A 20,714-nucleotide genomic window follows, 5' to 3' on the forward strand; every position below is an offset into this window, starting at 1 on the left:
CACACCGCGGACCTTTTGTTTTTCTCTTGTGTCCAACCCCACCCCCCGGGACCACCTCTACAGCGGCCTCCGCGCCTTCAGCGCCGCCGTCAGCGTCCCGTCGTCCAGGTAATCCAGCTCTCCGCCCACCGGCACGCCGTGGGCGAGGCGGGACACGGAGACGCCGGTGCCGGCCAGGCGGTCGGTCACCACATGGGCGGTGGTCTGGCCGTCCACCGTGGCGTTCAGCGCCAGGATGACCTCCGTCACCGCCGGGTCCTTGGCGCGTTCGACCAGGGAGGGGATGTTCAGGTCGTCCGGCCCCACGCCCTGCAAGGCCGACAGGGTGCCGCCCAGCACATGGTAGGTGCCGCGGAAGGCGCGCGTGCGTTCCAGCGCCCACAGGTCGCCGGCGTCCTCCACCACGCAGATGGTCGCGCGGTCGCGCGTGTGGTCCGCGCAGACGGAGCAGGGATCACGGCTGTCCAGGTTCCCGCAGACCGAGCAGTTGCGGATCGCCTCGGCAGCCAGGGCCATGGATTCCGACAGCGGCACCAGCAGCGTGTCGCGGCGCTTCATCAGATGCAGGGCCGCCCGCCGCGCCGACCGCGGCCCCAGTCCCGGCAGCTTGGACAGGAGCTGGATCAGCCGCTCGATTTCAGGTCCGATCATTCACGTCGTCATTCGTTGCGGGTCGGGCCAAGCGTCGGCGTGGCCCAACCCACGGCGCGGCGCGCCCGGTGATTAGAACGGCAGCTTCATGCCCGGCGGCAGCTTCAGCCCGCCCATCAGGTTCTGGGTCTCCTGGGCGACGTGCTGCTCGACCTTGGCCTTGGCGTCGTTGAAGGCGGCGATGATCAGGTCTTCCAGAACCTCGATGTCCTCCGGATCGACGATGGACTTGTCGAGCTTGATCTTCTTCATCTCGCCCTTGCCGTTCACGGTGACGTTGACCATGCCGGCGCCCGACTGGCCCGTCATCTCGACCTCACCCAGGCGGTTCTGCATCTCCGCCATCTTGGCCTGCATCTGCTGGGCCTGCTTCATCATCTGGCCGAGGTTCTTCATGGGTCAGAATTCTCCTTCATCGTCGAGCGGGTAATAAACCCCGTCTTCCTGCTGCATAACCATAAGGTCGGTGTTCTCGCCGTCATCCGCAACCGTGGGCTCGGCCTCGGCGGCCGCGGCGAGGTCGCGGACCTCGGTGATCTTGGCGCCGGGGAAGGCGTCCAGCACGGCGCGCACGACGGGGTTGGCCTCCGCCTCCGCCAGCGCGCGCTGGAGGGCGGCCTGCTCCTGCTGGATCAGGGTCGGTTCGCCCGGCGCGTCCGACACGATGACCACCCACCGCTGACCGGTCCATTCCGTCAACAGCTGGCCGACGCGATTCGGCAGGGTGGCCGGCGCCAGCGTGGTCAGGCGCAGTTCCAGCCGCCCCGGCTCCATGCGCACCAGATGCGCGCTGCCGGTCAGGTGGCCGTACAGCGCGCCCTCGCGCTTCTCGGCGAAGATCTGGACGAGCGTGCGGAAGTCGCGCGGCATCGGCACGCGGTCCTCATCCGCAACCGCCGCCGCGATGGCCACGGCCTGCACCGGCTGGGGCGCGGCCTGCGGGGCTTCCACCGGCCGGGCCACCGCCCGCACGTTGTTCCCGGCGACCGCCACCGGCCCGCCGCCCGGACCGCGCGGCGCAGGACCGCCGCCGTTGCCGGCGCCACCGCCGTTGTTCAGGTTCTGGAACTGCCGGATCAGCTCGCCCGGAGTCGGCAGGTCGGCGGCGTAGGCCAGCCGCACGATGACCATCTCCAGCGCCTGCTGTGGAACCGGGGCGGCCTGCACCTCGCCCAGCCCCTTCAGCAACAGCTGCCACGCGCGCGTCAGCGCCGGCATGCCCAGCCTGGTGGACAGGGAGGCGCCGCGCGTGCGCTCCGCCTCCGGCAGGGAGGGGTCGTTGGCGTTGTCCGGCACCACCTTCAGGCGGGTCAGGTTGTGCACGAGGTCCAGCAAATCCTGGAGGATCACCACCGGGTCGGCGCCGACGCGGTGCAGGTCGGCCAGGATGTCCATGGCCTCCGCCGGGCGGGCGGAGACGGCGGCCTCGAACAGGTCGATCACCTTCGACCGGTCGGCGAGGCCCAGCATGTCGCGCACCTGCTGCGCCGTCACGGTGCCGGCGGCCAGCGCGATCGCCTGATCGAGCAGCGACAGCCCGTCGCGCACCGACCCGTCGGCGGCGCGCGCGATCAGGCTGGCCGCGTCGGGCTCGATGCGAGCGCCTTCCAATTCGGTCACGCGGGTGAAGTGGTCCTTCAGCACCTGCGCGTCGACGCGCCGCAGGTCGAACCGCTGGCAGCGCGACAGCACCGTGACCGGCACCTTGCGGATCTCGGTGGTGGCGAAGACGAACTTCACATGGGCCGGCGGTTCCTCCAGCGTCTTCAGGAGCGCGTTGAACGCGCTCTTGGAGAGCATGTGGACCTCGTCGATGATGTACAGCTTGTAGCGGGCGGAGACGGGGGAGTAGCGCACGCCCTCGATGATCTCGCGGATGTCGTCGACGCCGGTGTGGCTGGCGGCGTCCATCTCCATCACGTCGACGTGCCGGTCCTCGGCGATGGCGCGGCAGTTGTCGCACACGCCGCAGGGGGTGACCGTCGGCCCGCCGGTGCCGTCCGGCCCGGTGCAGTTCAGCGCGCGCGCGATGATTCGGGCGGTGGTGGTCTTGCCCACGCCGCGCACGCCGGTCAGCATGAAGGCCTGCGCGATGCGGCCGGAGTTGATGGCGTTGGTCAGGGTGCGGACCAGCGCGTCCTGCCCGATCAGCTCGGCAAAGGTCTTCGGGCGGTATTTGCGCGCCAGGACCCGGTAGGCGAGCCCGTTCGAGGAACTGGCCCCGTTTTCGGACAGGGAGGATTCGGCAACGGTGGTATCGGTCACGCGGCTGGCCCGGAAATCGGCTTCACGACGGAGCGCAGAATAGCGTCACGGCGCGAAGCTGTCGCCGTTTCAATTCGCTATCACCGATGGATGAGGGGAAGGTGGGAGACTGGACAAACGACCCGAGCCGAAACTCGTTGCGGCTGCTTCCTTCCGGACCTGACCGGGTTGGCGAGGGACTCGTCCGCCGCCAGCCTCCCGCGCCTTATATCGGGGATGGCGCGGTCATATGCAAGATTAAAAGTATCCCTCGCCCGCCGGAGGCGGGCGAGGGGGAATAGTGTCCAGGTAGACGCTGGGCGCGGTTCCCAGGGCGCGGCGGAACATGGCGGTGAAGGCGCTGGCGCTGTCGTAGCCGGCGGCCCGCGCCACCTCGGCCACCGGCTTGCCGAGCGCCAGCTGCGCCACGGCCTCCGCCAGCCGGGCCTGCTGGCGCCACGCGCCGAAGGTCAGGCCGGTGTCGCGCAGGAACAGGCGGGCCAGCGTGCGGGCGCTGGCGCCGGCGCTTTCGGCCCAGCTTTCCAGCGTGTCGTCGCGCGCCGGGTCGTCCAGCAGGGCGCGGCACAGCGCCAGCAGCCGCGCGTCGCGGGGCAGGGGCAGGCGCAGGGGCACCTCCGCCGCGCGCGCCAGCTCGTCCAGCATCAGGCCGGTGACCAGCTCCACGCGCCGCGAGGGCGGCTCGTCGGCGCAGAAGGGTTCGGCCACCGCCGCCAGGATCAGCGCGCGCAGCAGGGGGGACACCTCCATCACCCGGCAGGCGGTGGACGGCAGGAAGGGGGCGATCTCCGCGCGCAGGAACAGGGTGCGCATGGACACCGCCCCGGTCATCGCCAGCGCGTGCTCCGTCCCCGGCGGGATCCAGACGGCGCGCAGCGGCGGGACGATCCAGGCGCTTTCATCCGTCGTCACCCGCATGGTGCCGCGCGTCGCGAAGAGAAGCTGCGCCCGCCCATGCCGGTGCGGCGGCACCAGCGTGCCGTGCGCGTACTCCTTCGCCATGGCGAGGACGGGGTGGGGCAGATGCTCCAGATCGCAGGGGCTGAGGGTTGGGGCTCGCACGGGAAGCTGTCCGTTTCGCGACGAAAGTTGGCCGGACACATCCTAGCGGACGCGCCTATCCTGTCCAGCGTTGCAACGGACTGGAGAAAAGGAAACCCGCCATGCCACCCCGACCACAGCGTGTGATCGCGTTCATCAACGCCGGCCATTTCATGGACCATCTGCTGATGCTGGTCTTCCCGACCGCCGTCCTCGGCATGAGCGACGGATTCGGCCTGTCCTATGGGGAGCTTCTGCCGCTCTCGCTCGGCGGCTTCATCGCCTTCGGGGCGGGGTCGATCCCAGCGGGCTGGCTCGGCGACCTGTGGAGCCGGCGCAACATGATGGTGGTCTTCTTCCTGGGCATGGGGGCGGCCTCCATCGCGACGGGCTTCGCGCCGACGCCCTTCTGGCTGGCGGCGGGGCTGACGGGGATCGGCCTGTTCGGCGCCATCTACCACCCCGTGGGCACGGCCCTGCTGACCGCCCATGCGGAGCGGCTGGGGCGCGCCATCGGCATCAACGGCGTCTGGGGCAACCTGGGCATCGCCGTCGCGGCACTGGCCACCGGTGGGCTGACCCAGTGGTTCGGCTGGCGCGCCGCCTTCGTGGCGCCGGGGATCGCCTGCATGCTGATGGGCGTCGCCATGCTGGCGCTGGTGCCCGATTCGCCGGTCGCGCCGAAGGCCGGGGCCAAGTCCGCCGCCGCCCTGCCGCGTGCCGTGGTGGTGCGGGCCTTCGGGGTGCTGGCCGTGACGACGGTCTTCGGCAGCCTGGTCTTCAACGCCGCGGTCATCGCCCTGCCCAAGCTGTTCGACGAGCGTGTCGGCGCGCTGGCGGCCACGCCGCTGGGCATCGGGGCGCTGCTCTGCGCGGTCTATGTGGTGGGGGCGACCTCGCAATGGATCGTCGGGCGTCTGGTGGACCGCCACACCCTGCGCCGCATCTTCATCCCGCTGTCGCTGTTGCAGGCCCCCTGCCTGTTCCTGGCGGCGAGTGCCGAGAACGCGGTCCTGGTCGCGGTGTCGGTGGTGGCGATGTTCGCGATCTTCGGGCAGGTGACCATCAACGACACGATGGTCGCGAAGTACACCGACGAGGCGTGGCGGGCACGGGCCTACGCCATCCGCTACCTCGTGTCCTTTGCGTCGAGTGCTGCGGCGGTGCCGCTGGTCGCGACCCTGCACGACCGCACGGGCGGCTTCGCGCTGGTGTTCCTGGTTCTGGCGGCGGGCGGGGCGGCGATCTTCCTGGCGGCCCTGGCCTTCCCGCACCGCCCGGACGAGGTGGAAACCGGCCCGGCACCGGGCGCCATTCCCGCGCCGGTTGAAGGATGATGCCCGGCGTCGCTCGAAACCGCTTGACACTCTGAAACGCAGAGTGACATAACTCTGCGAAACAGAGTGATGCCGGCGTGCGCATGAACGGACCTCCTCCGTTCATGCGCACGCCGGAGCGCCCGACCAAGCGCCGCGCCTCCCAATTCTTTTGTGGTTGGTGCGGAAAAGCCTGCGTGGCGTTTGAGCGCAATACGGCAAGTCATCGACTTGCCGGTAAGGAGGTCAAGCCGTGAGCGACGCCGTCAACCGCCAGCTTTTCGCCATCCAGTCCATGCTGTCCTCGGGCCACCGCAATTTGCGGATCGAGCGGCACACGTTGCTGTTGTGGGGGCTGTCGGGCGGCGGGCTGCTGGTGGTCAGCGACCTGATCTTCACGCCCCAGCAGATACCTTCCAACGAGATGCGGGCCTTCGCCTGGCTGGCCCTGCTGACGGCGGTGCTGGGGGCGGCGGGCCTGATCGACTGGCACCTGACCCGCCGCGTCAAGCAGCAGCGGGACGAGACTTGGTCCTTCGTGCACCGGCAGGTGCTGAAGGTCTGGTGGCTGCTGGTGGCGATGGGCACGCTGCTGACCTTCGCCACCTTCTTCTTCGGCGGCGGCTACATGATCTGCGCCGCCTGGGTGATCCTGCTGGGCATCGGCCTCTACGTGCACGGCCTGTTTTCCGAAGAACTGCTGGAGTGGGTCGGCGCCACCGCCATCCTGATCGGGGCGGGGACGCTGGTCGCCCGGCTCGACTACGACCAGACGCGCTGGATCGCCGCCTCCTTCTGCGGGCTCGGGCTGCCGCTGCTGGCCGGCATGCTGGACCACGGGCGCCGCCGTCCGGCGTGGCACCGCATGGCGCAGACCGTGGCCTGGATCCTGGTGGTGCTCGGCCTCCCCCTGGGCGCCCGCCTTGCCGGGCAGCGCGCGGTGGATGACGCGGCGCCGCGCTTGTCGCTGGAGTCCTACCGCCGGAATCCGGTGACGAGCGGCCCCGCGCTGGTCACCCTCCCGGCCGGCGCCGCCGTTCCCGTGACGCTCGCCATCAGCGGCAACCTGCTCGACGTCGAAGGACCGTTCACCCTGCCGCTGACCCTGCGGGAGCCCGTGGAGGTGCTGTTCCAGGACGGCCGCCCGACCGAGCGCTTCCGCGTGGGTGACGGCGGCTGGGCCCGCGCGTCGAGCAACATCTCGATCACCATGCCGTCCTGGACCATCACCCTCGACCCGGCCCGCGGCCCGGCGGTCGAGACCTCCCTCCTCGTCACGCGCTTCCCAACGCCCGGCCCCTGACGGCGCCGCGGCACCTTTTACCACCCCAACCACACCCCAAGAGAAGGACCCGAGCCATGAGCATCGGCAACGCCACCCGCTTGTCCACACGCCATCTGTCCAAAATCGCCCTTTGCCTCGCCGCCGCGGCTTCGCTGAGCGCCTGCGCCGGCATTCCGCCCTCGGCGGACGAGATGGCGAAGCTTCCCGTCGTGCGCTACGGCCAGCCGGCCCCGGCCGACAAGAACTTCGTGCTGCTCTACCCGGCCGGCGCGCCGCTGCCGGTGGTGGCGTCCGTCAAGGGCGACCTGCTGCAGCGCACGGACGAGAAAACCTTGGAAGTCAGCACCAAGCGCGACATTTATACGTATCGCGAGTGGGTCAGCTTCGACGGCAAGACGTGGGAGCGCGGCGACAACGCCACCAGCAGCCGGTTCGAAATTCTTCTGCCGGGCGGCGACGGCGTCAGCCCCGGCAAGCTGAGCGCCAGCTTCGACAAGAAGTAAGGCCGGAACGGAAAGACGGATCAGAATGGGACCAACGATGGAGCCGCTCGACCCGCTGCTGCACCAGCCGTTGCGGACCCAGCTCGCCGCCTTTCTCGCCGGCACCGGGGAGGCGACCTTCACCGAGATCAAGAGCCGGCTGGACGTCTCCGACGGCAACCTCGACTCGCACATGAAGAAGCTGCTGGCCGCCGGCTATGTGGCCGTCCGCCGGGAAACCGGCGACGGCCGCCCGCAGTCCTTCTACAGCCTGACGCCGGAGGGCCGCGATGCGCTGGCCCGCTACGTCAAGGCGCTCTACACGCTGCTTCCGCCGGACGCCGTCGCCGAAACGGGCGACACCCCGGCGGGCTTCCCCCTGACCCCGGTACCGCTTCTGCGGTGACGGGGCAGCGGTGGGTTGGGCCGGGCCGGGGCGGAGCGCAACGGTCGCTGCTCCAGGAGGCCGGGGTGTTCTCTCCGCGTCCCGGCCCAATTCACGAATGTCCGGTAAAGCCGGCGTAGGTTGGGTTGAGGCGCAGCCGAAACCCAACAGGTTTGCCATGGCGAGGGTGTTGGGTTTCGCTTGACGCTCAACCCAACCTACGAATGCCTACGGATGCCCGGAAAAGAAAAAGGCGGAAGGGATGCTCCTTCCGCCTTTTTCCTTGATCAAAACAGGTCTTACTTCTTCTTCAGAGCGGCGACGCCCGGCAGGTCTTTGCCTTCCAGCCACTCCAGGAAGGCGCCGCCGGCGGCGGAGATGTAGGTGAACTTCTCTTCCACGCCGGCGTGGGCCAGTGCCGCCACCGTGTCGCCGCCGCCGGCCACCGACAACAGGCCGCCTTCGGACGTGCGCTCGGCAACCAGACCGGCCACGGCGTTGGTGCCGGCGTCGAAGGGCTGGATCTCGAAGGCGCCCAGCGGGCCGTTCCACACGATGGTCTTCGCACCCTGGAGCTTCAGGCCCAGGAACTCGACCGTCTTCGGGCCGACGTCCAGCGCCATCTCGTCGGCGCCGATGGCGTTCGCGGCGACGGCGCGGTTGGCGGCACCGGCCTTGAACTCCTTGGCGACGATGAAGTCCACCGGCAGCAGCAGCTCGCAGTTGGACGCCTTGGCCGTCTCCATGATGGCGCGGGCCTGGTCGGCCATGTCCTTTTCACAGAGCGAGGCGCCCACGTCCACGCCCTGCGCGTAGAGGAAGGTGTTCGCCATGCCGCCGCCCAGCGCCAGCATGTCCACCTTGCGGACGAGGTTGCCGAGCAGGTCCAGCTTGGTGGAGATTTTCGCACCGCCGACGACGGCGGCGACCGGGCGCTCCGGCTTCTCCAGGGCCTTGGTCAGGGCCTCCAGTTCGGCCTGCATCAGGCGGCCGGCGGCGGCCGGCAGGTGGTGGGCCACACCCTCGGTCGAGGCGTGGGCGCGGTGCGCGGCGGAGAAGGCGTCGTTCACGTACACGTCGCCCAGCTCGGCAATCTGCTTGGCGAAGGCCGGATCGTTCTTCTCTTCCTCGGCGTGGAAGCGGGTGTTCTCCAGCAGCACGATGTTGCCCGGCTGCACGCCGGCGATGGCGGCCTTCGCCTTCTCGCCCACGCAGTCCTCGCCGAAGGCGACGGTCTGGCCGACGGCGGCGCTCAGCGCCTCCAGCACGTTGCGCAGCGAGTTCTTGGCGTCCGGGCCGTTCTTCGGCCGGCCGAAGTGCGACAGGACGACGACCTTCGCGCCCTTCTTCGCAAGCTCCGTCAGGGTCGGCGCCAGACGGTCGATGCGGGTGGTGTCGGACACCTTGCCGTCCTGCATCGGCACGTTCAGGTCGGCGCGCACCAGCACCGTCTTGCCGTTCACGTCGAGGTCGTCGATGGTGTTGAACTCGGTCATGGCCGCTGTTTCCCCAAGGTTCAAACTTTGACGGTTTAAATTTTGGGGCGCAATCCAGCACAGCATCGCCCGCTTTGCAACGCCCCGCGTGGGCTTCTCCCTTCGCGGCGATGCCATATGTGACGATGGGGCGCGGGGAAAAGGGGCAGTGCTGGGCGCCCGCCGTCGCGGCCCCCATTTGTTAACTCATGACGACATCCGCTTCCGCCCCCCTGGCTCCCCGCCTGGCCCCAAGGCTGGCCCCAAGGCTGGCCTATGCGGCGAGCCAGTCCGCCCGCGTGGCGTGGTTCCTCGGCCAGTACATGCTGGCCGCCCGGCTCGGCAACCGGCTGAACGGCCCGACGCGGCTGAGGCACGCGCCCGGCCGCCCCGTCCCCGACACCCGCGCCATCCTGGAGGAACTGCGCGCCCTGCTGGCCCGCGACCTTGCCAACATCGAGGCCGGCTACTACCGGCTGCCGCACGATCTCGTTCCCGACCCGCGCCGCGTGCTGACCGACGCCGCGGCCTTCTTCCGCGACGTGCCGGCGGTGTCCCGCCGCCGCCGCGACCATGTGGCGACGGAGGTGCGGGCGAACCCGCCGCCCGGCTCCGAAAGCCTGCCCGCCTACTACCGCCAGAACTTCCACTACCAGACCGGCGGCTACCTGACGGAGGAGAGCGCGCGGCTCTACGACCATCAGGTGGAGGTCCTGTTCGGCGGCGGGGCGGACGCCATGCGCCGGCAGGCGCTGGTGCCCATCTTCCGCCATCTGCGCGACCGCCGCGTCGCCGACGGACGCCTGTTGGACGTGGCGGCGGGGACCGGGCGCTTCCTGACCTTCGTGAAGGACAACCACCCGCGCCTGCCGGTGACCGCGCTGGACCTCTCCCCGGCCTATCTGCGGGAGGCGCGGCGCAACCTCACCCCCTGGGCGCGCAGTTCGTCGCTGGTCCAGGCGGCGGCGGAGGCGATGCCGCTCGCCGAAGGCTCGCAGGACATCGTCACCTGCATCTATCTGTTCCACGAGCTGCCGCCCAAGATCCGCGCCCAGGTCGCCCGGGAGATGGCCCGCGTGCTGAAGCCCGGCGGCATCCTGGTCTTCATGGACAGCATCCAGTACGGCGACAACCCGGCCCTGGACGGGCTGATCGACCTGTTCCCGCAAGCCTTCCACGAGCCCTTCTACGCCCATTACGCGCGCGACGACCTGCCGGCCCTGTTCGGCAACGCCGGCCTGCGCCTGCGCGACACGACGCTCGCCTACATGTCCAAGCTTCTGGTCTTCGAGAAGCCTTGATGCAACAAAAGCGTAACCGTTCTGTAACTTGACCGTGGCGGGGGGCTGTGCAACACGGAATCCACCGGGAAAACGTCGGGGCACATATGGTCGAAGCGGAGTCCAACCGGGAAACCGAGCTGAAGCTGGCCGTCAAGCCCGACGACATGGCGACGCTCCAATCCTCTCCCGCCATCGCGTCCCGCGCGACGGGAAAGCCGGTCACCAAGACCCTGGAAAGCGCCTATTTTGACACCGCCGACCGCCGGCTCGCCCGGCGGATGGTGGCGTTGCGGGTGCGCAAGGTCGGCGACCGCCACATCCAGACCGTGAAGGGCGCCCCCGACCGCGACGCGCTGGGCCGCGCGGAGTGGGAGATGCCGGTGGACGGGCCCACCCCCGATCTGTCGCGGATCGAGCCGCCGGAGGCGCTGGACCTGCTCGGTCCGGTCGGCGAGTCGGAGCTGATCCCCCTCTTCACCACCGTTATCCAGCGCACCGTCCGCATCGTGACGATGGGCGAGGGCGACTCGGCCAGCACTATTGAGGTCGCCTTCGACCGCGGCGACATCCGCACGCCGGACGGCGGCTCCGTCCCCGTGTCGGAGGTGGAGCTGGAACTGAAGCAGGGCTCCCCCGCCGCCCTCTACGAGCTGGCGCTGGAGCTGGCCAAGGCCGCCCCCCTGCGCCTCGACCCCCGCACCAAGGCGGAGCGCGGCTATGCGCTCGCGGACGGGACCGGGGACGCGGTGGTGAAGGCCGGCAAGCTGACGCTCGACCCCGACACGACGGTGGAAAGCGCGCTGGCCCGCATCGTCCGCACCTGCGTCAACCACCTCGCCGCCAACGAGGCGGTGTCGGTGAAGGGCGAGGATCCGGAAGGCATCCACCAGATGCGCGTGGCGCTGCGCCGCCTGCGCTCCGCACTCGCCCTGTTCCGGCCCTTCATCCCCGCCGACCAGTACGGCTGGGTGGTGGGGGAAGTGAAGTGGCTGGGCGGCAACCTCGGCCCGGCGCGCGACTGGGACGTCTTCCTGACCGAACTGCTGGCGCCGGTGCGCGACGCCTTCCACCGCGCCGACGGGCACGGCAAGCCCCTGCAGGAGGACATCGACGCGCTCGCCGCCGCCGCGTCGGCCAAGCGCGACCGCGCCTACGAGGCGGCGCGGGAGGCGATCCAGTCCGACCGCTACACGATCTTCCTGCTGAAGCTCGGCGCCTGGGTCGAGTCGCGCGGCTGGCGCGCCCAGAACGTCACCGAGCGGTCCGCCCGCCTGTTCGAACCGGTGGAGGATCTGGCCGACCATCTGCTGTCGCGCCGCGCCAAGAAGGCCCGCCGCGCCGGCCAGGGCTTCGCCGACCTGTCGGTCACCGAACGGCACGAGCTGCGCATCGCGCTGAAGAAGCTGCGCTACGCGGCCGAATTCTTCCGCAGCCTGTACGAGGACAAGCCGGCCCGCCGCTACATCCAGCAGCTCGCCGCCTTCCAGGACGCGCTGGGCCACCTGAACGACGTGGCGACGGCGACCCGCCTGCTGCACGAGCTGCACGACGACGGCAGCCGGCCCAAGCCGGGCGAGCCGCGCGCCGCCGGCATCGTCATCGGCTGGCACGCCCGCGGCGTGGCCGACGGCGAAGCGGCGCTGGTCGGCCTGTGGGAGGGATTCGCCGGGGCGAAACCCTTCTGGTCAAAGCCTGTGCGGGAGGCGTAATCTCCTCCTCCATGCGCACGATCCTCGTCGCCAACATCAAGGGCGGTTGCGGCAAGACCACCATCGCCACCCACCTCGCGGCCGCTTACGCCGGGGCGGGGCAGCGCACCGTTCTGGCCGACGTGGACCGCCAGCGCTCCGCGCTGGGCTGGATCGACCGCCGGCCGGTGAGCGCGGCGGCCCTGGTCGGGCTCGACTGGGCCAAGGACTTCACCGACGCGCCCAGGGGCACGCAACGCCTGATCATCGACGCGCCCGCCGCGCTGAAGACCAAGCAGATCGAGGATCTGGTCCGCATGGTGGACGTCGTCGTCCTGCCGGTGCTGCCCAGCGCCTTCGACGAGCAGGCGACCCAGCGCTTCCTCGGCAAGCTGGAGGAGCTGAAGTCCATCGCCCGCAACAAGAAGTCGGTCGCGGTGGTCGGCAACCGCTTGCGCGCCCGCACCAAGGCCGCCGACCGGCTGGACCAGTTCCTGGGCGGGGTGGGGCACCGCGTGGTGACCCGCCTGCGCGACAGCCAGATCTACGCGGACGCCGCCGCGTCCGGCCTCAGCCTCTTCGACCTGCCCGGCAAGCGCGCGGCGGAGCACCGCGCCGACTGGGACCCGCTGCTGGCCTACATCGACGGGGTGTGAGGGCCGGCGCGGCGCTGTTACACTCTGTTACGCAAGGCGCGCCCGCTCGACATCAAACATTTACAAACCGGCGTCAGCTTGGCCGCTGTTTTGTTCATCGGTCAGCAGGCTTCCGCGATGTCGTCCCCGTCCTTTTCCATCTCCCGCACCATCGTCACACCGGTCGTCACGGTGCTGTTCATGGTCTCGACCGTGTCGGGGATCATGCTGTTCTACAAGTGGAACCCCAATCTGGTGCGCAACGCGCACGAATGGCTGGGCCTCGGCTTCGGCGCCTTGGGGATCTGGCATCTCGTCCGGAACTGGAAGGCGTTCACCCAGTACTTCAAACGCAAGCCGGCGCTGGGCGCCTTCGCCGTCACGGCGGTGGTCGCGGTCGCCATGATCAGCCTGACCGGCACCAACCCGTCGCCCGGCGGCGGTCCCGGCGCGATGGTCCGCGCCCTGTCCAACGCCCCGCTGGAAACCGCCGCCCCGGTCTTCGGCCTGACCGCCGACAAGGCCATCCTGGTGCTGAAGGGGGCGAACATCGAGGCCACCAACACCGACACCCTGGCGGCCATCGGCACCAAGGCCGGAACCAACGCCGTCGCCGTCGCGTCGATCCTCAACGGCCAGAAGCCGCGCCCGCCGCAGCCGTAGGAGCGTGTGGCGCTCCCGCGAGTTCGGTCTTGAAAGTATGCCAAAAAAGGCATATATGCGTCTCAGGTAAAAGCCGGCCTATCATTAAGAAGCACGCGCACTAAGGCGCACAAACTAAGGAATGTCCGAATGCTCAAGCACCGAGGGATACCCTCGCCGTGGGGGCGTCGATTGATTTTGCGCCCTAAGGAGGGGCGCCCACATGGCCGACACACTCAAGACCGTTCGTTGGATCGGGTCCTCGCTTAAGGACCTGTCGCGCTTTCCGGACGATGTAAAGCAAGTCATGGGCTTCGGCATTTTCCTGGCCCAGGCCGGCGAAAAGCATCCCGACGCCAAGCCGCTCAAGGGCTTTGGCGGGGCCGGCGTCCTGGAAATCGTCGACGATTTCGACGGCGACACCTATCGCGCGGTGTACACGGTCAAATTCGAATCAAGCGTTTACGTCTTGCACGCCTTTCAGAAGAAATCGAAGCAGGGGGCCGCAACGCCCCAGGCGGACATCGCGTTGATCAAGGCGCGTCTCAAGGCCGCAGAGGACGACCACCGTCGCCGGCAGGAGGAAACAGGATGACCGATGCGACCGCAAGCAGCGGAAATGTCTTCGCGGACCTCGGTGTGGAGCAGGCCGAGGTTCATCTCGCCAAGGCGAACATCGCCGCGGAAATCTGCCGTCTCATCCGCGAGAGGGAACTGACCCAGAAGGATGCGGCGCAGCTTCTCGGCATCGACCAGCCGAAGGTCTCCGCCCTCATGCGCGGCAAGCTGTCGGGCTTTACCCTCGACCGGCTGCTGCGTTTCCTGACCGATCTGGACTGCGACGTGGAGATCACCGTCCGCCCGGCCAAGCGCAAGGGTCAGGGGCAAATTGCCGTTGCGGCCTGAACCGCTCCGGCCAATGCCGTCTACACCCTCGCCACGATGAACAGGCGCTTGAAGGGGAACAGGGTGTTGCCGTCGGGGTGCTGGGGGTAGGCGGTGTCCAGCTTTGCCCGGTAGGCGGCGAGGAAGGCGTCCAACTCCTCCCCCTGCAAGGTTTCCATGACCGGGACCAGCGTGGTGCCGCGCGTCCATTGCAGGACCGGCACGTCGCCGTTCAGGACCTGGAGATACTCGGTCTCCCAGATGTCCACGCGCGCGGCGCGCGGGCTCAGCCAGTCATAATAGGCCTGCGGGGCGTGCACCGGCTTGGTGCGCAGCACCTCCGCCAGCCTGTCCGCCCAGGGGCCTTCCTCCGCCGTCTCGTACAGCAGGCGGTGGGAGGGGGCGTCGAAGTTGCGGGGCATCTGCACGGCCAGCACGCCGCCAGGCGCCAGCGATTGCAGCAGTTCCGGGAACAGCCGCTCGTGGTCGTCCAGCCAGTGCAGCGCGGCGTTGGAGATCAGCAGGTCCACCGGCCACTGCGGGCGCCACGTCCGCAGGTCGGCCTGAAGCCAGCGCACGCGGGAGTTGGTGCCCTCCGCCCAGTTCAGCATGGCCGGGGAGTTGTCCACCCCCAGCACGTCCGCGTCCGGCCAGCGCTCGGCCAGCAAGCGGGCAAGGTGACCGCCGCCGCAACCGAGATCGACCACCGTCCGGGGCTGCAGGGAGGGCAGCGCCGCCACGAGGTCGTAGGCCGGGCGGCGGCGCCACGCGTCGAACCGCGCGTATTGTTCGGGATCCCAAGGCATGATTCAGCCTCCCCCTTGATGCGCGCGGTCGGCGTCGATGGGTGTCAGTGCCCGCGATGCCGGGCGATCTGCTCGTCCATGCGGTCGTAGTGTTTCACGACCATATAGAAGATCGCGACCACGCTGCCGATGGCCAGGATCCAGCCACCGTAATAGAACGCCTCGTCCGCCGCCCGCGACGCCGCGAGCAACCCCAGGAATGCCAGGAGGCCGAGCACGCCCCCGACGATCCACCGTCCAGTACCTTCCACGTCTCTTCCCCTCGTCCATAGTGCCGGGCTTTGTCCGGCTGGTTGCTTATGAGGGCCGGGCTTGGCCCGGCCTGTTGCTTATGGGCGAATTTTGCGCGGGCGGCGGCCGGAAATCAATGCGGCATGGACGTGCCGTCCGCCGCAGGCTCCTCCATCGGTAGCTCCAGCGCGAAGACGGTGCCGGCGCCGGTGCTCTCCACCAGCCGCAGCTCCCCGCCGTGGGCGCGCAGCACTTCCCGCGCGATGGCGAGGCCAAGCCCGATGCCGCCCGCCCGCGCCGACCCGGCGAAGGGCTGGAACAGGTTCTCCCGCGCGCGGGGCGGCAGGCCGGGGCCGTTGTCCGCGACCAGCAGCGCCAGCGTGCCGTCGCGCCGCTCGGCCGTCACGGTCACCGCGTCGGCGCCGGCCTGCACGGCGTTGCGCCCCAGATTGACCAGCGCACGGCCGAGTTGCACCGCGTCCGCCCGGACGGTCAGTCCCGCCGGCACCCGGTTGTCCCAGCGCGCCTCGCTTCTGGTTCCGGCCAGCACCTCCTGCCCGGCCTCTTCCACCAGCGCCCGCGCGTCCAGCGGCGTCCGTTGCAGCGGCAGCACGCCGTCGCGGCTGTAGGCCAGCGTCTGGCCGCACAGCTCCACCGCCCGGTCGATGGAGTCCATCAGCCGGGGCGTCACGCGCCGCACCTCCGGGTCGGTGCTCTCGGCCAGCCGTTCGGACAGAAGCGCCGCCGTGGACAGGATGCCGCGCAGGTCGTGGTTGATCTTGGTGACCGCGGTGCCGAGCGCGGCCAGCCGCTCCCGCTGGCGCAAAGCAGTGCGCACGGTGTCCTGCATCCCGGCCAACTCGCGCTCGGCCACGCCGATCTCGTCGGTGCGGGAGCTGGGTTCGATGGGCGGGGTGTTGTCCGGGGCGCGGCGGAAAGCAACCATGCTGGCCGTCAGCCGCCGCATCGGGCGCACCAGCAGCCCGTTCAGCGCCAGGAACACCAGCCCCGCCGTGATCAGCGAGATCACCACCGACAGCGCCAGGATGCGGCCCGAATAGTCGAGCATGGCGTCAATCATCGGCCGCTCGTCCAGCGCGACCTCCACGCGGAAGGCCGGGTCCTTGGGCGATTGGCCGATCACCTTGATGACGCGGTCCCCCGTCTGCGCCAGCGCCACGAAGGCGTCGGCGATCAGCGAGGCGGCCGTGGCGTCGCGCAGGTCGAAGACGGCGTCGATGCGCGGCGGCATGGAGCGCGCCAGCATGTAGACGCGCGAGTCCGGCTGCACCAGATCGACCGCGCGGGCGCCGACATGGGCCAGCAGCTTTTCCTGGAGCCCCATCGCCACCATCATGGTGGGCGAGGCCTCCACCGACAGCGCGGCGAGGTGGGCGGCGGCCAGCCGCTCCTCCAGGTAGGTCAGGCGGAAGCGCGCGATGGAGGGGGTGTAGATCAGCACCTCCGCCAGCATGACGAACAGCACCGTCAACACCAGCAGCTTGGCCGACAGGCTTCTCGTCACGGGCGGGAGCGGCATGGGACCGGCGCTGCGGAGGGGGGAAGGACGCCGGCATGGTACGCCCCGCGGGTCCCACTGCCTAGGCGGCGTTGACACCGGGCCGGAGCGGGACCATACCGGAGGAGGACAATCAGGAGTTGGCGCGATGCGATTTCTGCGGATCGAAGCGGTTGTGCGGACCGACCGCAACGCGGCGCTGATGGCGGTGTCCGACGCCATCAGCGGTTCCGGTGGATGGATCGTCGATCATTCCCTGTTCTCCGACGTGATGGCGGTCATCACCTTCGCCGTGCCCGCCGACCGCACCGGCGACCTCGGACGGGCGCTGGACGCCGCCGGCATCCCCGTCACACCGGCCCCGCCGGACAGCATGGGCGGTGCGGAGGGCGAGGTGTCGGGCCAGCTGACCCTGACCTTCGCCAACGGCACCGGCGATCTGCGCCGCACCGTTCCCGCCTTCCAGTGATTCAGCCGAACCACCCCAGGAACCGCACCAGCCGCCGCGTGCGCGGGCCGAACAGGGTGGGCGTGTAGAAGGCGCCAGCCGCGCGCTTTCCGGCTTCCGCCAGGGTGGGGTAGGGCAGGGTCAGGCCCGCCACGTCGCCGACGCTCATCCGCTTCGCGACGGCGAGGCACCACAGCGCGATCTGCTCCCCGGCGTGGGGGCCGACGATGCCCGCCCCCAGCAGCCGCCCGCGTTTCGTCGCGACCAGCTTCACCAGCCCGTCCGCCGCGCCCTCTGTCCGCGCCCGGTCGTTGTCGGAGAAGGGGGAGCGCAGCACCCGGACGCCAGAGCCGAACCGCTCCCGCGCCGCCGGCTCGGTCAGCCCGACCTGGGCCAGCTCCGGATCGCCATAGGTGACCCAGGGCAGGGCGTCGTAGCTTACCCTGGCCGGCAGCCGGAACAGCGCGTTCTTGATGACGACGGAAGCCTGCTGGCCCGCCACATGGGTGAAGGCCGGCCCGCCCGTCACGTCGCCCACGGCATAGACCCGCCGGTTGGTGGTGCGCAGCCGCGCATCGACCTCCACGCCCTTCGTGCCGGTGACGATGCCCGCCGCCTCCAGCCCCAGCCCCTCGACGTTCGGCGCGCGCCCGGCGGCGACCAGCAGGTCGGAGCCCTCGACCCGCCGCCCGTCTTCCAGGACCATGGCGATGCCGTTCCCGGTGCGCTCCACCCGTGCGACGGCGGCGCCTTCAATGAGGGTGACGCCCTCGGCTGCCAGCCGCCGGCGCACGACCTCCACCAGTTCCGGGTCGTCCTTGGGCAGCAGGGTGGACTTCTCGACCACCGTCACCCGCGCGCCGAGCCGCCGGTGCGCCTGCGCCATCTCCACCCCGATGGGGCCGCCGCCCAGGATGAGCAGATGGTCCGGCGCGGAGGTACGCTCGAACAGCGTCTCGTTGGTGAGGAAGGGCACGTCGCCGAGCCCCGGCACCGGCGGCACCAGAGGCCGCGAACCGGTGGCCAGCACGAAGCGCCGCGCCCGCACCACCGTCCCGCCGGCCTCCACCGCGTCGGGCGCGATGAAGCGCGCCGACTCGCGGATCACCCGCACGCCCAGCCCCTCGAACCGCTCCTGGCTGTCGTGCGGGGCGATGGAGTCGATCACGCGCCGCACATGCGCGTGCGCCTCGGCGAAATCGACGCGCGGTGTGGCCCTGGCGGCGGCCAGCAGGGACTTGGACGGCACGCAGCCGCTGTTCAGGCAGTCTCCGCCCATGGCGCCGCATTCGATCAGCACGGTGTCGGCGCCCATCTGCGCGGCCCCCGCCGCGACGGACAGCCCGCCCGACCCGGCCCCGATCACGCACAGGTCGCAGCGAAGTTCCCTCATCGCCGCCACCGCTTCAGCGCCACCGGCAGCAGCGCCAGCAGCCCCAGCCCGACCAGCGGCAGCAGCACCTTCGGCGCGAAGACCAGCCCCAGGTCCGGCCGTCCGCCAGCGTCCAGCACCGCGCCCAGCCCGTTCCCGACCGAGGCGTAGACCAAGGCCCCCGGCACGATGCCGACCAGCGTGGCGAGCGCGTAGACCCCCAGCGGCACGCCCAGCACCGCCGGCACGAGGTTCACCAGCCAGAAGGGGAACAGCGGCACCAGCCGCAGGAACAGCGTGTAGCTGAAGGCATTCTCCCGAAACCCACGCTCCAGCCGCCCGACCCAAGGCCCGGCCTTTGCCCGCAGCAGCCCGCCGAAGGCGGAGCGCGCGGCCAGGAACACGGCGACCGCCCCGGCCGTCGCCCCGGCCACGGCGTAGGCCGTCCCAGCGACCGTCCCGAACAGGAACCCGCCCGCCAGCGTCAGGACCATCGCCCCCGGCACGGAGAAGGCGACGACCAGCGCGTACAGCCCCACATAGGCCAGGGCGGCCAGCGCCCCGTCCTCCGCCACGAAACGCGTCAGGGACTCGCGGTGCACGGCCAGCGCGTCCAGCGTCAACTGCCGGTGCAGCCCCAGCGCCAGGGCCACCGCCAGCCCCGCCAGCAGAAGCAGCGGCGGCCCCCACCGTCGCGCCATGCCCGCCTCCCGTCCGTTGTCTCTTCCCTCACCTATCACCGCGCCCGCCTGGCGGCCATTCAAAGCCCGTTCACCATCGCGTGAGGCACGCTCTGCACTGGCGCGCGCCGCGCAAGGTTGGTACTAGGTCAGGCATGAGCGACCTTGCCCGTCACATCGAATCCCTGTCCCGCGCCAGCGTGCTGTGCGTCGGCGACGTCATGCTCGACCGCTTCATCTACGGCTCGGTCGACCGCGTCTCCCCCGAAGCGCCCATCCCCGTCCTGCGGATCGAGCGCGAGACCGCCATGCTCGGCGGCGCCGGCAACGTGGCGGCCAACGTCATGGCGCTGGGGGCCGCCTGCCGCTTCGTCTCCGTGGTGGGGGAGGACGCGGCGGGGCTGGAGCTGGTCCGGCTGGTCGCGAAGGAGACGGGCGACGGCGGCGGCCTGATCGCGGAGCCCGGCCGCCAGACCACCGTCAAGACGCGCTTCATCGGCGGCCGCCAGCAGCTCCTGCGCGCCGACGCGGAGACCATCGCCCCGGTCGAACTGGCCGAGGAGGTCATGGTCGCCGCCCGCACGGGCATGCTGACGGTGGGGGCCGTGATCCTGTCCGACTACGGCAAGGGCGTGCTGACCGACGACCTCGTGATGCAGCTGATCCACGCGGCGCGCGAGGCGAACCTGCCGGTCGTGGTGGACCCGAAGGGCGACGACTTCGGCCGCTACCGCGGCGCCAGCGTCGTGACGCCCAACCGCAAGGAGTTGATGCAGGCCACGGGCATGCCCGCCGACAGCGACGCGGAGGTCGAGGCCGCCTGCCGCTTCCTCATCGACACCTGCGGCATCGACGCCGTCGTGGCAACCCGCAGCGAGCGCGGCATGAGCGTCGTCACCCGCGATCAGGCGACGCATCTGCCCGCCAAGGCGCGGGAGGTGTTCGACGTGTCGGGCGCCGGGGACACGGTGGTGGCGACGCTGACCTCGGCCCTGTCGGTGGGCGTGGAACTGGCCGACGCCGCGCGTCTGGCGAACCTCGCCGCCGGGATCGTGGTGGGCAAGGTCGGCACGGCGGTCGTCCGCGCGCCTGAACTGCTGTCCGCGCTTCACGAGCAGGAATGGCGCAGCGGGGAGCAGAAGGTGGCGGCCCTGCCCCAGGCCGTGGAGTGGGCGGAACGGCAGCGCGCGCGCGGCAAGCGGGTGGGCTTCACCAACGGCTGCTTCGACCTGCTGCACCCCGGCCACATTTCCTTGCTGAATCAGGCCAAGGCCGCCTGCGACGTGCTGATCGTCGGGCTGAACAGCGACGCCTCGGTCAAGCGCCTGAAGGGCGAGACGCGCCCCGTGCAGAACGAGGCCGCGCGGGCGACCGTGCTCGCCTCGCTGGCCTGCGTCGATCTGGTGGTGATCTTCGGGGAGGACACGCCGGAAACGCTGATCCGCTCCCTGCGCCCCGACGTGCTGGTGAAGGGGGCCGACTACACCATCGCCACGGTGGTCGGCGCCGGTTTCGTGCAGAGCTACGGCGGCAAGGTCGTGCTGGCCGAACTGGTCGACGGCCAGAGCACGACCAACACGATCAAGCGCATGCAGGGCTGACGCTTCGTGTCTTCCCCGCCCGCCGCT

The 20,714-nt window shown here is 70.2% G+C and carries 22 protein-coding genes and 1 other RNA gene; 12 read left to right on the plus strand and 11 right to left on the minus strand.

The genetic code is table 11. The annotated features are described in order from the left end of the window. Nucleotides 1-57 precede the first annotated feature (57 nt). The 5 genes from recR to ACSVC7_RS01340 form a co-directional block, all read right to left on the minus strand. Nucleotides 58-651 carry a recombination mediator RecR gene (gene recR, locus ACSVC7_RS01320; protein ID WP_448204033.1) on the minus strand — a complete coding sequence of 198 codons (594 nt, stop codon included), beginning with the start codon at nt 649-651 and terminating at the stop codon, nt 58-60. A 72-nt stretch (nt 652-723) separates the two neighbouring features. Continuing rightward, a complete protein-coding gene (locus ACSVC7_RS01325; protein ID WP_448204034.1) occupies nt 724-1,047 on the minus strand; it encodes a YbaB/EbfC family nucleoid-associated protein in 324 nt (107 codons plus the stop codon). 3 nt (nt 1,048-1,050) lie between these two features. After that, complete coding sequence (locus ACSVC7_RS01330; RefSeq protein WP_448204035.1) at nt 1,051-2,916, minus strand: DNA polymerase III subunit gamma/tau; 1,866 nt, start codon at nt 2,914-2,916, stop codon at nt 1,051-1,053. A gap of 101 nt (nt 2,917-3,017) precedes the next feature. Next, an RNA gene (gene ffs, locus ACSVC7_RS01335) (signal recognition particle sRNA small type) lies at nt 3,018-3,115 on the minus strand. A 38-nt stretch (nt 3,116-3,153) separates the two neighbouring features. Then, nucleotides 3,154-3,975, minus strand: coding sequence for an AraC family transcriptional regulator (locus ACSVC7_RS01340; protein ID WP_448204036.1), 822 nt, complete (start codon nt 3,973-3,975; stop codon nt 3,154-3,156). 101 nt (nt 3,976-4,076) lie between these two features. Between ACSVC7_RS01340 and ACSVC7_RS01345 the strand changes: the two genes are divergently transcribed. The 4 genes from ACSVC7_RS01345 to ACSVC7_RS01360 all read left to right on the plus strand — a co-directional run bounded on the left by ACSVC7_RS01345 (nt 4,077) and on the right by ACSVC7_RS01360 (nt 7,443). Further along, entirely contained in the window at nt 4,077-5,291 is a 1,215-nt protein-coding gene (locus ACSVC7_RS01345; RefSeq protein ID WP_448204037.1) for an MFS transporter, read from the plus strand. Between the two features lie 232 nt (nt 5,292-5,523). Continuing rightward, entirely contained in the window at nt 5,524-6,573 is a 1,050-nt protein-coding gene (locus ACSVC7_RS01350; RefSeq protein WP_448204038.1) for a hypothetical protein, read from the plus strand. A 56-nt stretch (nt 6,574-6,629) separates the two neighbouring features. Next, nucleotides 6,630-7,058, plus strand: coding sequence for a hypothetical protein (locus ACSVC7_RS01355; RefSeq protein ID WP_448204039.1), 429 nt, complete (start codon nt 6,630-6,632; stop codon nt 7,056-7,058). Between the two features lie 25 nt (nt 7,059-7,083). Continuing rightward, nucleotides 7,084-7,443: a winged helix-turn-helix domain-containing protein gene (locus ACSVC7_RS01360; RefSeq protein WP_448204040.1), complete on the plus strand. Its 360-nt coding sequence runs from the start codon at nt 7,084-7,086 to the stop codon at nt 7,441-7,443. 278 nt (nt 7,444-7,721) lie between these two features. Here ACSVC7_RS01360 and ACSVC7_RS01365 read toward each other — a convergent pair whose 3' ends face one another. Further along, nucleotides 7,722-8,918: a phosphoglycerate kinase gene (locus ACSVC7_RS01365; protein WP_448204041.1), complete on the minus strand. Its 1,197-nt coding sequence runs from the start codon at nt 8,916-8,918 to the stop codon at nt 7,722-7,724. Between the two features lie 188 nt (nt 8,919-9,106). On the opposite strand from ACSVC7_RS01365, the gene ACSVC7_RS01370 reads away from it, so the two are divergent. From ACSVC7_RS01370 to ACSVC7_RS01395, 6 genes are all read left to right on the plus strand, one after another. After that, complete coding sequence (locus ACSVC7_RS01370) at nt 9,107-10,198, plus strand: class I SAM-dependent methyltransferase (protein WP_448204042.1); 1,092 nt, start codon at nt 9,107-9,109, stop codon at nt 10,196-10,198. An 86-nt stretch (nt 10,199-10,284) separates the two neighbouring features. Next, nucleotides 10,285-11,889: a CYTH and CHAD domain-containing protein gene (locus ACSVC7_RS01375; protein WP_448204043.1), complete on the plus strand. Its 1,605-nt coding sequence runs from the start codon at nt 10,285-10,287 to the stop codon at nt 11,887-11,889. An 11-nt stretch (nt 11,890-11,900) separates the two neighbouring features. After that, nucleotides 11,901-12,524 carry a nucleotide-binding protein gene (locus ACSVC7_RS01380; protein WP_448204044.1) on the plus strand — a complete coding sequence of 208 codons (624 nt, stop codon included), beginning with the start codon at nt 11,901-11,903 and terminating at the stop codon, nt 12,522-12,524. Between the two features lie 117 nt (nt 12,525-12,641). Continuing rightward, entirely contained in the window at nt 12,642-13,166 is a 525-nt protein-coding gene (locus tag ACSVC7_RS01385) for a DUF4405 domain-containing protein (RefSeq protein WP_448204045.1), read from the plus strand. A 202-nt stretch (nt 13,167-13,368) separates the two neighbouring features. After that, complete coding sequence (locus ACSVC7_RS01390) at nt 13,369-13,740, plus strand: type II toxin-antitoxin system RelE/ParE family toxin (protein WP_448204046.1); 372 nt, start codon at nt 13,369-13,371, stop codon at nt 13,738-13,740. Continuing rightward, nucleotides 13,737-14,051 carry a helix-turn-helix domain-containing protein gene (locus ACSVC7_RS01395; protein ID WP_448204047.1) on the plus strand — a complete coding sequence of 105 codons (315 nt, stop codon included), beginning with the start codon at nt 13,737-13,739 and terminating at the stop codon, nt 14,049-14,051. The genes ACSVC7_RS01390 and ACSVC7_RS01395 overlap by 4 nt, the downstream gene beginning before the upstream one ends. A 20-nt stretch (nt 14,052-14,071) precedes the next feature. Here ACSVC7_RS01395 and ACSVC7_RS01400 read toward each other — a convergent pair whose 3' ends face one another. The 3 genes from ACSVC7_RS01400 to ACSVC7_RS01410 form a co-directional block, all read right to left on the minus strand. Further along, nucleotides 14,072-14,836: a methyltransferase domain-containing protein gene (locus ACSVC7_RS01400; RefSeq protein ID WP_448204048.1), complete on the minus strand. Its 765-nt coding sequence runs from the start codon at nt 14,834-14,836 to the stop codon at nt 14,072-14,074. Between the two features lie 44 nt (nt 14,837-14,880). Beyond that, a complete protein-coding gene (locus ACSVC7_RS01405) occupies nt 14,881-15,087 on the minus strand; it encodes a hypothetical protein (RefSeq protein WP_448204049.1) in 207 nt (68 codons plus the stop codon). A 113-nt stretch (nt 15,088-15,200) separates the two neighbouring features. Next, complete coding sequence (locus ACSVC7_RS01410) at nt 15,201-16,607, minus strand: sensor histidine kinase (RefSeq protein WP_448204050.1); 1,407 nt, start codon at nt 16,605-16,607, stop codon at nt 15,201-15,203. Between the two features lie 127 nt (nt 16,608-16,734). Here ACSVC7_RS01410 and ACSVC7_RS01415 point away from each other — a divergent pair, with 127 nt between their 5' ends. Then, entirely contained in the window at nt 16,735-17,055 is a 321-nt protein-coding gene (locus ACSVC7_RS01415) for a hypothetical protein (protein WP_448204051.1), read from the plus strand. Between the two features lies 1 nt (nt 17,056). Here ACSVC7_RS01415 and ACSVC7_RS01420 read toward each other — a convergent pair whose 3' ends face one another. Together ACSVC7_RS01420 and ACSVC7_RS01425 are read right to left on the minus strand one after the other, a co-directional pair. Beyond that, on the minus strand, nt 17,057-18,427 hold the full coding sequence (locus ACSVC7_RS01420; protein WP_448204052.1) for a dihydrolipoyl dehydrogenase family protein: 1,371 nt from the start codon (nt 18,425-18,427) through the stop codon (nt 17,057-17,059). Then, nucleotides 18,424-19,107: a TVP38/TMEM64 family protein gene (locus ACSVC7_RS01425; RefSeq protein WP_448204053.1), complete on the minus strand. Its 684-nt coding sequence runs from the start codon at nt 19,105-19,107 to the stop codon at nt 18,424-18,426. Before ACSVC7_RS01425 ends, ACSVC7_RS01420 begins: the two co-directional genes overlap by 4 nt. Before the next feature lie 134 nt (nt 19,108-19,241). On the opposite strand from ACSVC7_RS01425, the gene rfaE1 reads away from it, so the two are divergent. After that, complete coding sequence (rfaE1, locus tag ACSVC7_RS01430) at nt 19,242-20,687, plus strand: D-glycero-beta-D-manno-heptose-7-phosphate kinase (RefSeq protein ID WP_448204054.1); 1,446 nt, start codon at nt 19,242-19,244, stop codon at nt 20,685-20,687. Nucleotides 20,688-20,714 lie beyond the last annotated feature (27 nt).

This window comes from Azospirillum mesophilum (assembly GCF_053470405.2).

Bases quoted from the DNA above. Each gene is read 5' to 3' on its own strand.
- ACSVC7_RS01365 (WP_448204041.1), bottom strand. From the start codon at position 8,918: ATGACCGAGTTCAACACCATCGACGACCTCGACGTGAACGGCAAGACG.
- ACSVC7_RS01375 (WP_448204043.1), top strand. From the start codon at position 10,285: ATGGTCGAAGCGGAGTCCAACCGGGAAACCGAGCTGAAGCTGGCCGTC.
- ACSVC7_RS01370 (WP_448204042.1), top strand. From the start codon at position 9,107: ATGACGACATCCGCTTCCGCCCCCCTGGCTCCCCGCCTGGCCCCAAGG.
- ACSVC7_RS01325 (WP_448204034.1), bottom strand. From the start codon at position 1,047: ATGAAGAACCTCGGCCAGATGATGAAGCAGGCCCAGCAGATGCAGGCC.
- ACSVC7_RS01415 (WP_448204051.1), top strand. From the start codon at position 16,735: ATGCGATTTCTGCGGATCGAAGCGGTTGTGCGGACCGACCGCAACGCG.
- ACSVC7_RS01360 (WP_448204040.1), top strand. From the start codon at position 7,084: ATGGGACCAACGATGGAGCCGCTCGACCCGCTGCTGCACCAGCCGTTG.
- ACSVC7_RS01355 (WP_448204039.1), top strand. From the start codon at position 6,630: ATGAGCATCGGCAACGCCACCCGCTTGTCCACACGCCATCTGTCCAAA.
- ACSVC7_RS01380 (WP_448204044.1), top strand. From the start codon at position 11,901: ATGCGCACGATCCTCGTCGCCAACATCAAGGGCGGTTGCGGCAAGACC.
- ACSVC7_RS01400 (WP_448204048.1), bottom strand. From the start codon at position 14,836: ATGCCTTGGGATCCCGAACAATACGCGCGGTTCGACGCGTGGCGCCGC.
- ACSVC7_RS01385 (WP_448204045.1), top strand. From the start codon at position 12,642: ATGTCGTCCCCGTCCTTTTCCATCTCCCGCACCATCGTCACACCGGTC.
- ACSVC7_RS01420 (WP_448204052.1), bottom strand. From the start codon at position 18,427: ATGAGGGAACTTCGCTGCGACCTGTGCGTGATCGGGGCCGGGTCGGGC.
- ACSVC7_RS01395 (WP_448204047.1), top strand. From the start codon at position 13,737: ATGACCGATGCGACCGCAAGCAGCGGAAATGTCTTCGCGGACCTCGGT.
- rfaE1 (WP_448204054.1), top strand. From the start codon at position 19,242: ATGAGCGACCTTGCCCGTCACATCGAATCCCTGTCCCGCGCCAGCGTG.
- ACSVC7_RS01390 (WP_448204046.1), top strand. From the start codon at position 13,369: ATGGCCGACACACTCAAGACCGTTCGTTGGATCGGGTCCTCGCTTAAG.
- ACSVC7_RS01410 (WP_448204050.1), bottom strand. From the start codon at position 16,607: ATGCCGCTCCCGCCCGTGACGAGAAGCCTGTCGGCCAAGCTGCTGGTG.
- ACSVC7_RS01425 (WP_448204053.1), bottom strand. From the start codon at position 19,107: ATGGCGCGACGGTGGGGGCCGCCGCTGCTTCTGCTGGCGGGGCTGGCG.
- ACSVC7_RS01345 (WP_448204037.1), top strand. From the start codon at position 4,077: ATGCCACCCCGACCACAGCGTGTGATCGCGTTCATCAACGCCGGCCAT.
- recR (WP_448204033.1), bottom strand. From the start codon at position 651: ATGATCGGACCTGAAATCGAGCGGCTGATCCAGCTCCTGTCCAAGCTG.